At 67.4% G+C, this 9,302-nt stretch carries 8 protein-coding genes and 1 pseudogene; all 9 read left to right on the forward strand.

Features of this window, described 5'->3' with window-relative positions:
• The coding region (locus tag ACLP4W_RS29380) for a GNAT family N-acetyltransferase (RefSeq protein WP_442391002.1) at positions 1–801 on the forward strand (801 nt) is incomplete at its 5' end.
• A 100-nt stretch (positions 802–901) separates the two neighbouring features.
• Entirely contained in the window at positions 902–2,719 is a 1,818-nt protein-coding gene (locus tag ACLP4W_RS29385; RefSeq protein WP_442391004.1) for a penicillin-binding transpeptidase domain-containing protein, read from the forward strand.
• A gap of 102 nt (positions 2,720–2,821) precedes the next feature.
• Complete coding sequence (locus ACLP4W_RS29390) at positions 2,822–3,412, forward strand: DUF1707 SHOCT-like domain-containing protein (RefSeq protein WP_442391006.1); 591 nt, start codon at positions 2,822–2,824, stop codon at positions 3,410–3,412.
• 23 nt (positions 3,413–3,435) lie between these two features.
• Positions 3,436–4,293: a type I methionyl aminopeptidase gene (map, locus tag ACLP4W_RS29395; protein ID WP_442391008.1), complete on the forward strand. Its 858-nt coding sequence runs from the start codon at positions 3,436–3,438 to the stop codon at positions 4,291–4,293.
• Between the two features lie 207 nt (positions 4,294–4,500).
• Positions 4,501–4,853, forward strand: a pseudogene (locus tag ACLP4W_RS29400) (PPE domain-containing protein); the annotation flags it as partial.
• 408 nt (positions 4,854–5,261) lie between these two features.
• Positions 5,262–6,773, forward strand: coding sequence for a cobyric acid synthase (locus ACLP4W_RS29405; RefSeq protein ID WP_442391010.1), 1,512 nt, complete (start codon positions 5,262–5,264; stop codon positions 6,771–6,773).
• Positions 6,774–6,913: 140 nt separating this feature from the next.
• Positions 6,914–7,465: an alpha/beta fold hydrolase gene (locus tag ACLP4W_RS29410; protein ID WP_442391014.1), complete on the forward strand. Its 552-nt coding sequence runs from the start codon at positions 6,914–6,916 to the stop codon at positions 7,463–7,465.
• A 20-nt stretch (positions 7,466–7,485) separates the two neighbouring features.
• A complete protein-coding gene (locus ACLP4W_RS29415) occupies positions 7,486–8,907 on the forward strand; it encodes a glutamine synthetase family protein (RefSeq protein WP_442391012.1) in 1,422 nt (473 codons plus the stop codon).
• On the forward strand, positions 8,873–9,302 hold a 430-nt coding region (locus tag ACLP4W_RS29420), incomplete at its 3' end, for a gamma-glutamyl-gamma-aminobutyrate hydrolase family protein (protein ID WP_442391016.1). The genes ACLP4W_RS29415 and ACLP4W_RS29420, both read left to right, overlap by 35 nt.

Below are 9,302 nucleotides of genomic sequence, written 5' to 3' on the forward strand. Positions count from 1 at the left end.
CGTGACGCGGCCGCCGTGTGGCGCGTGTTCGACGACGACCCGGTCGGGTCGTGCATGGTCGCGGCGCGTGTGGCCGACCATGGCATCGACGCCAATTCGATCGGCGGGGAACTCTGGACGCGCCGCGCCGCGGAGGAGTCGCTGTGTTTCGCCGGTGCCAACCTCATCCCGCTGCGCGGCGGACCGGCTGACCTGATTGCTTTCGCCGACGAGGCGATGAGCGGAACCCGCCGCTGTTCGTCACTGGTCGGCAGGGCCGACCTGGTGATGCCGATGTGGGAGAGGCTGGAGTCGGCTTGGGGTCCGGCCCGGGACGTCCGCGACCGCCAGCCGCTGATGGCGCTGTCCTCCCACCCGAGCTGCGAAATCGATCCCGGCGTGCGTCAGGTCCGGCCGGACGAGCTGGACGCCTACCTGGTGGCTGCCGTCGACATGTTCATCGGGGAAGTGGGCGTCGACCCGCGGCTCGGCGACGGGGGTCGCGGCTACCGCCGGCGGGTAGCCAGCCTGATCGCGGCTGGGCGGGCCTGGGCCCGCTTCGAGCACGGTCAGGTCGTCTTCAAGGCCGAAGTGGGGTCGCAGTCTCCCGGGGTCGGTCAGATTCAAGGGGTCTGGGTGCACCCGGAGTGTCGCGGCCTGGGCCTGGGCACTGCCGGCACGGCAACGGTGGCGGCAGTGATCGTCGGCACTGGGCGGATCGCCAGCCTGTACGTGAACAACTTCAACACCGTGGCGCGCGCCGCGTACGCGCGGGTGGGCTTCGCCGAAGTGGGCACCTTCGCGACGGTGCTGCTGGACTAGCTCGTCATTTTTCGCAGTGACGTTAAGTGTGTGTGGATAACGGTTCGGTCTCGGTGTGTCTGCGCCGGTGTCGAAGCCACAGTTCCTAACATCAGCAACGATGGTAACGAGAACAACACTAGCCTCATGCGCCTCAGGTCTGCTGCTGGTCGCGGTTATCGCCTTGTCCGGGTGCACTCCGCGGCCAGACGGCCCGGGCCCCGCTGCCGAGAAGTTCTTGGGTGCTTTGGCTATCGGGGACACCGCGACGGCCGCCCAACTCAGCGACAACCCCGACGAAGCCCGAGAAGCGCTCAACGCGGCGTGGGCCGGACTGCAGGCCACCCACTTGGACGCGCAGATCCTCAGCTCCAAGTACGCCGAGGACACCGGCACGATCAGCTATCGCTTCACCTGGCATCTGCCCAAGAACCGGACCTGGAGCTACGACGGCCAGCTGAAGATGGCCCGCGACGAGGGACGGTGGGAGGTCCGGTGGGCCGCCACCGGGCTGCACCCCAGGCTGGGTGAGCACCAGACGTTCGCGCTGCGGGCCGATCAACCGCGGCGCGCCTCGGTGAACGAACTCGGGGGCAGCGATGTGCTCGCGCCGGGCTACCTGTATCACTACACGCTGGACGCCACCCAAGCCGGACCCGACCTGATCGGGACGGTGCACGCGGTGGTCGAGGCCCTCCACCCCTTTAATGACGCGCTGGCCGACCCGCAGCTGCTCGCCGAACAAGCCAGCTCGGCATCGCATCCGCTTGACCTGGGAGTCACGCTGCACCCCGACGACAACGACAAGGTCTTTCCCGCGATCGGCAGACTGCCCGGCATCGTGGTCACACCCCAGGCCGACATGCTGCCGACCGATCCGCATTTCGCGCCGGCCGTCATCAGCGAAGTGAAGAAGGAAGTGATCGACCAGCTGGACGGCCAGGCGGGCTGGCGGATTGTCAGCGTCAACCAGAACGGCGTCGACGTTGCCGTTCTTCATGAAGTCGAAGGGTCGCCGGCGCCGTCGGTGTCGATCACGTTGGACCGGGCGGTGCAGAACGCCGCTCAGCATGCTGTGGACACCCGGGGCGGCAAAGCGATGATCGTCGTGATCAAGCCGTCGACCGGGGAGATTCTCGCGATCGCGCAGAACGGGGGCGCCAACGCCGACGGCCTGCCGGCCACCAACGGCCTGTTCCCGCCCGGGTCGACGTTCAAGATGATCACGGCGGGCGCCGCGATTGACCGGGACATGGCCACGCCCAACACGATGATGGACTGCCCGGGCCATATCGACATCGGGCACCGCACCATCCCCAATTACGGCGGCTTCGATCTCGGCGTGGTGTCCATGTCACGTGCGTTCGCCAGCTCCTGCAACACCACGTTCGCCGAGCTGGGCAGCAAGATGCCGCCCCGCGGTCTGACCCAGGCGGCCACTCGCTACGGGATCGGGCTCGATTACACGGTGGACGGCATCTCCACGGTGACCGGGTCGGTGCCGCCGACGGTGGACCTGGCCGAGCGCACCGAAGACGGCTTCGGCCAGGGCAAGGTGTTGGCCAGTCCGTTCGGCATGGCCCTGGTGGCCGCCACCGTCGCCGCCGGCAAAACCCCGGTGCCGCAGCTGATCGCCGGCCGCCCCACGACGGTCGAAGGCGACGACACGCCGATCTCCCCGAAGATGGTCGACGCGCTGCGGCCGATGATGCGGCTGGTGGTGACCAATGGGACCGCCAAGGAGATCTCCGGCTGCTGCGGCGAGGTGTACGCGAAGACCGGTGAGGCCGAGTTCCCGGGCGGATCGCATTCCTGGTTCGCCGGGTACCGCGGCGATCTGGCGTTCGCCGCGCTGATCGTCGGGGGTGGCAGCTCGGAATTCGCGGTCCGGATGACCAAAGTGATGTTCGAATCGCTGCCGCGGGACTACCTGGCCTAGAGCCGGCTTCGCACTTGGGCTCCCGGCTCGTTACAGCGGTAAGTTGCGAGGTAGGCGAAGCTCGCTGGCATGGGGCCGGTGGGCAGGGCGTCAGGAAAGGCCATGACTGAGACCGGTGGAGAGATGGTGGCATTGCGGGTCTCCGACGCCGACCGCAACGGCACGATGCGGCGATTGCACAACGCCGTCGCGCTCGGGCTGATCGACATCGACGAGTTCGAGCAGCGCTCGTCACAAGTGTCCTACGCGCGTACCCGCGGTGAGCTGGACGGGCTCGTCGGCGACCTGCCCGGACCGGGCGCCATCGTCACATCCGCGGCTGACCGGGTGGAGCTGCGTGGCTGGGCCGGGTCGCTGAAGCGGCACGGCGAATGGACTGTGCCCACCCGCCTGGCGTTGGTACGCCGACTGGGCTCGGTCGAACTCGATCTCACCAAGGCCCGGTTCGCGGGGCCGGTGGTGGTCATCGAACTCGACATGAGATGGGGTTCGGTGGAGATCCGGTTGCCCGACGGTGCCAGTGCCTCGATCGACGATGTCGAGGTCTACGTGGGCAGCGCCAGTGACCGTCGCAAAGACGCACCGGGCGAAGGAAGGCCCCATGTCGTGGTGACGGGGCGGGTGGTGTGCGGCTCGGTGATCATCCGCGGACCGCGCCGCTCGCTTCTGCGCCGCGCGGGCCGCCGCGATTGAGACGCCGCGATTAAGCTGGCGGCATGCCTGCTCGCACCGCGCTTTCCCCCGGAGTGATATCCCCGACGCTGCCGGTGGCCAGCCGCATCCCGCGTCCGGAATATGTCGGCAAGCCGACGGCCAAGGAAGGCAGCGAGCCGTGGGTGCAGACACCGGAGGTGATCGAGAAAATGCGCGTCGCCGGCCGAATCGCGGCCGGCGCGCTGGTTGAGGCGGGCAAAGCGGTTGCGCCCGGCGTGACGACCGACGAACTGGACCGGATCGCCCACGAGTACATGGTCGACAACGGCGCCTATCCGTCGACCCTGGGCTACAAGGGATTCCCGAAGTCGTGCTGCACGTCGCTCAACGAGGTCATCTGCCATGGAATCCCCGACTCGACGGTGGTCGCCGACGGCGACATCGTCAACATCGATGTCACCGCGTACATCGACGGGGTGCATGGCGACACCAACGCGACTTTCCTGGCCGGCGATGTCTCGGAGGAGCATCGGCTGCTCGTGGAGCGAACCCGGGAGGCGACCATGCGGGCGATCAACGCAGTCAAACCCGGGCGCGCGCTGTCGGTCGTTGGCCGCGTCATCGAGGCGTACGCAAATCGCTTCGGGTACAACGTGGTTCGTGACTTCACGGGTCACGGTATCGGCACCACGTTTCACAACGGGCTGGTCGTGCTGCACTACGACCAGCCCTCGGTGGCGACGATCATGCAGCCGGGAATGACATTCACCATCGAGCCGATGATCAACCTGGGCGCGCTGGACTACGAGATCTGGGACGACGGCTGGACCGTGGTCACCAAGGACCGCAAGTGGACCGCGCAGTTCGAGCACACCTTGCTTGTTACCGACACCGGCGTCGAGATCCTCACGTTGGCGTGACATTGTCGGCGCTCGCGAGCGACCGCCGCCTGCTGAGAAACCCTGCCGTGCATCCGGGATCAGCGCAAAATCCGCATCCTCTGAGAATGAGTGGCAGTCGAGAGCCGATCACGGGTCTACCGGCCTAGACCCGGAGGGGGTCGGGACGATGAACTTTTCGTTGTTGCCGCCGGAGGTTAATTCGGCGTTGATGTTCGCCGGTGTGGGTCGGCGTCACTGGTGGCCGCGACGGCGGCCGGGCAGGCCCGGGTGACGGCGGCCGCCTTCGAGGCGGCCAGGGCGGCGACGGTGCATCCGGCGATGGTGGCCGCCAACCGCAGCCAGCTGATGTCGCTAGTGGCGACGAACATGTTCGGGCAGAACGCCCCGGCCATCGCCGAGGCCGAGACCGCCTACGAGCAGATGTGGGCCCAGGATGTGGCCGCGATGGTGGGTTATCACGGAGGGCCTCGGCGGCAGCCGCGCAGTTGACGCCAATGCAGAGCCTGGGGCAGAGCCTCAATTTGGGACGCGGCAACCCCGCCGCGCCCGCGGCCGGTGGCAATGGGGCTCTTTCAGGTCTTCTTGGCGACGTCCAACGGGTAGAGGCAGACGCTCAGCAGATAGCGGCCGCGGACCAGGCCTACCTGGCAGCTTTGGCCAGTCAAAACGAGGCCGAATTAGCCAATGCGGGCGCTGTGACCAGGCAGGCAACCAACGGGGCGTTCAGCAGCAACTTCAGCCACGCCGTTGGCGTGGCCGTTGCCACGGTCGGTTCCGACGCCGGCACCATCGCGAATGTGATTGGTCAAGACCTTGGTGCGGGCCCGGCATTGCTCCTTCTTGACGCTGGCATGATTGAGGCTTTTCTGTTCCCACCACCGCAGGCTCCGACTTCTTAAAGCTGGCATCCTTCGAGAGTGAGCAGACGCAGAATCGCACGATTTCCGCCCGGAAAGTGTGACTCTGCGTCTGCTCGCCAAATAGCAGTGAGCGGGGCCCTGCTGGTTGCGGGCACCAGCTCCGACGCCGGGAAATCCATGGTGGTCGCGGGTCTGTGCCGGATGTTGGCGCGCGGCGGGGTCCGGGTGGCACCGTTCAAGGCGCAGAACATGTCCAACAACTCCGTGGTCACCGTCGAAGGCGGCGAGATCGGCCGCGCCCAGGCGATCCAGGCGAGGGCCGCGGGGCTGGAGCCCAGCGTGCGATTCAACCCGATCCTGCTCAAACCGGGCAGTGACCGAACGTCGCAGCTGGTGATCCGCGGGCAGGTCGCCGACTCGGTCACTGCTGCCGGCTATGTGAAGCATCGCGACCGGCTCGCCGGCATCGTCTTCGACGAATTGTCTTCGCTGCGCAACGAATTCGACGCAGTGATCTGTGAGGGAGCCGGTTCGCCCGCCGAAACGAACTTGCGTGCCACGGATTTGGCCAACATGGGATTGGCCAGGGCCGCGAATTTGCCGGTGATCTTGGTCGGTGACATCGACCGCGGCGGCCTGCTTGCTCACCTGTTCGGGACGGTCGCGGTGCTCGACCCCGACGACCAGGCGCTCATCGCCGGCTTCGTCGTCAACAAATTCCGTGGCGACCTTGCACTGCTGGAACCCGGGTTACAGCAGTTGCTTGCCATGACCGGCCGTCCAACCTACGGGGTGCTGCCCTACGTCGACGAGCTCTGGCTGGACGCCGAGGACTCACTTTCGGTGGTTGCCCGCCGCGTTGTCGGCACGCCCGCGCCGCCGCGCGGCGACGAGTGGCTGCGGGTGGCCGCGGTCCGGCTGCCCCGGATTTCCAACTCCACCGACGTAGAGGCGCTGGCCTGCGAGCCGGGCGTGCTGGTGCGCTGGATCACCGATCCCGCCGATTTGGCCGACACCGACCTGATCGTGCTTCCGGGCAGCAAGGCCACCGTCGCCGACCTGTCATGGCTGCGCGATCGCGGCCTGGCCGACGCGATCGCCGACCACGCCCGGGCCGGCAAGCCGGTGCTGGGTATCTGCGGCGGGTTGCAGATGCTCTGCCGGCGCATCGAGGACACGGTGGAATCCAGGATCGGGGAAGTCGCCGGGCTGGGGCTGTTGGACGGCGACATCGCCTTTGGCGAAACGAAGATCTTGCGCCGCTGGCCGCAGCCGCGCGGCGGCTCTCTGACGGGATATGAAATCCATCATGGGCGGCTCACCCGGTGCGCCGAGGAGAGCTGGTTCGCGGTCGACTCCGAACCGCAGGGCATCGTGCGCGGCGCGGTCTTCGGCACCCATTGGCACGGCCTGCTCGACAACGACGACTTCCGTCGTGCGTGGCTCGCCCGTGTCGCCGATGCGGCCGGCCGGAGCGGATTCGTCGTCGCCGACACCAATGTCGCGGCGCGACGTGATGCCCAGCTGGATCTGATCGCTGACCTCTTGGCGTCCCATCTCGACGTCGACGCCGTCCTCGGGCTGCTCGATGGCCCACCGCCGCGGCGACCGCACGTCGCACATCAATTGCGGCCATAAGGAATTGCGGCCATAAGGCCTTCCAAACGGTCACACACGGGTGCGCTGAGCGGCGCCGACGGGGCCGGCGGCGGGCGCACGGATGCGGCGGAAACCTCGCGCAACCAGGCCACTGGCTGTAACGTGCGTGAGTGTCCTCGATGATGACCACCCTCGACGGGTTTCCCGTCCCGGTCGCGGTGGCCGGTCCGGAGAAGGGCATCGTCGTGCTCATACTGGGCGACGATAAGCGTGCGCCCGTCGCTTATGACGCGGTGTGCGAGCGCCTGCACACCGCATCGCTTCGGACCGTCGTCATCGGCCTTGACCAGCGGCTGACTCCCAAGTCGGTGGTCGGCATCCTCGATGCGCTGGGGATCGGCTGGGCCGTGGTGGTCGGCGACCGCGCGGGTGGTGACCTCGCCTGGGAACTGGCGGCAACGAGGCTGGGCCGATTTGTCGGCCTGGTAGCGATCGACCGTGGACATCCACGGGTGGCCGGGACGAACGGCGTGGTTCTCGATGAACATTGCCCCCCGGTGGAGATCGGTACCACCGTGCTGGTCAGCTCCGCGGCCGCGCGGGCGGTGGCCCGCGACAGCCAGCGGTTCGTCTACGCCGAATACCGCGTGGTGGACCTTGGGCGGCGCGCGGTGCAGGAATCGACCGCGCAGTTGGCCGCCGAGATCGTGTTGCGCACCAGCACCTGGTAGCGCCTGGTTGACTAACGGTCATGGCGCGCAAGGAAAGCCCACAAAGCCCACAAAGCCCAGAAAGCGCTGCGACCGGTCCGGATTCTCCGATGTTGTCACTGGCCGCGCTGGAACAACTGGTGGGGGTCGGCGCGGTGGACACCGTCATCGTGGCGTTCACCGACATGCAGGGCAGGCTGGTCGGCAAGCGGGTAGCGGCCCGGCTCTTTGCCGAGGAAATGGCCGCGCACGGCGCCGAGTGCTGCAGCTATCTGCTCGCCGTCGACGTCGAGATGAACACCGTGGGCGGCTATGCGATGTCGAGCTGGGATACCGGCTACGGCGACATGGTGATGCTGCCGGATCTGTCCACCCTGCGGCTCATTCCCTGGCTGCCCAACACGGCCCTAGTGATCGCCGACCTGAGTTGGGCCGACGGCAGCACGGTCGCCGCCTCGCCGCGAGCGATTCTGCGTCGCCAGCTCGGCCGGCTCGGCGAGCGCGGACTGGTCGCCGACATCGCCACCGAGCTGGAATTCATCGTGTTCGACCAGTCGTATCGGCAGGCATGGGCCAGCGGGTACCGCGGCCTGACCCCGGCCAGCGACTACAACATCGACTACGCGATCTTGGCGTCGTCGCGGATGGAGCCGCTGCTGCGCGACATCCGGCAGGGCATGCAGGGTGCAGGCCTGCGGTTCGAGGCCGTCAAAGGCGAATGCAACATGGGGCAGCAAGAGATCGGCTTCCGCTACGACGAGGCGCTGGTCACCTGCGACAACCACGCCATCTACAAGAACGGCGCCAAGGAGATCGCCGACCAGCACGGCAAGAGCCTGACGTTCATGGCGAAATACGATGAGCGCGAAGGGAACAGCTGTCACGTCCATCTCTCGCTGCGTGCCAAGGACGGTACCGCGGCATTCGCCGACGGCAACCGCCCCCACGGCATGTCGCCGACTTTCCGCAGTTTCGTCGCGGGCCTGTTGGCCACGTTGCGCGAATTGACCTTGTTCTATGCGCCGAATATCAACTCCTACAAGCGATTTGCCGACGGCAGCTTCGCGCCGACGGCAATCGCGTGGGGACTGGACAACCGCACCTGCGCACTGCGGGTCGTCGGCCACGAACGCAACATCCGGGTCGAATGCCGGGTTCCCGGCGGCGATGTCAACCCCTACCTCGCGGCCGCGGCGCTGATCGCCGGCGGGCTGCACGGTATCGAACGGGGCCTAGAGCCACCCGAGCCCTACCCGGGCAACGCGTATGAGGCAACCGGCGTCGAGCGGCTGCCGACCACGCTGGCCGAGGCGGCCACGGTGTTCGGGGAGTCCGTGCTGGCACGGGAGGCGTTTGGCGACAATGTGGTCGCGCATTACCTGAACAACGCTCGGGTGGAGTTGGCGGCGTTCAACGCGGCGGTCACCGATTGGGAGAGGATGCGTGGTTTTGAACGCCTCTAGATCGGGTCCGGTGGTGGGCCTGACCACCTACCTGGAGCAGGTGCAGGCCGGGATCTGGGACGTCGGCGCGGGCTATCTGCCCGCCGACTATTTCCAGGGCGTCATCGCGGCCGGTGGCATCGCGGTGCTGCTGCCGCCCCAGCCGGTGGACGCCAAGGCCGCCGCCCGGGTGCTAGACCGGCTCGACGCCCTAGTCATCACCGGCGGTTATGACCTCGACCCCGCCGCCTACGGTCAGCAACCGCACCCGACCACCGATGAGCCACGCACCGCCCGCGACGCGTGGGAGTTCGCGTTGTTGCGGGGCGCGCTGGAGCGGGGGCTACCGGTGCTGGGTATCTGCCGCGGCGCGCAGGTGCTCAACGTCGCGTTCGGCGGGACGCTGCACCAGCACC

Source organism: Mycobacterium sp. (assembly GCF_052145595.1).
GTDB lineage: Bacteria > Actinomycetota > Actinomycetes > Mycobacteriales > Mycobacteriaceae > Mycobacterium.

Bases quoted from the DNA above. Each gene is read 5' to 3' on its own strand.
- ACLP4W_RS29385 (WP_442391004.1), top strand. From the start codon at position 902: ATGGTAACGAGAACAACACTAGCCTCATGCGCCTCAGGTCTGCTGCTG.
- ACLP4W_RS29390 (WP_442391006.1), top strand. From the start codon at position 2,822: ATGACTGAGACCGGTGGAGAGATGGTGGCATTGCGGGTCTCCGACGCC.
- map (WP_442391008.1), top strand. From the start codon at position 3,436: ATGCCTGCTCGCACCGCGCTTTCCCCCGGAGTGATATCCCCGACGCTG.
- ACLP4W_RS29410 (WP_442391014.1), top strand. From the start codon at position 6,914: ATGATGACCACCCTCGACGGGTTTCCCGTCCCGGTCGCGGTGGCCGGT.
- ACLP4W_RS29415 (WP_442391012.1), top strand. From the start codon at position 7,486: ATGGCGCGCAAGGAAAGCCCACAAAGCCCACAAAGCCCAGAAAGCGCT.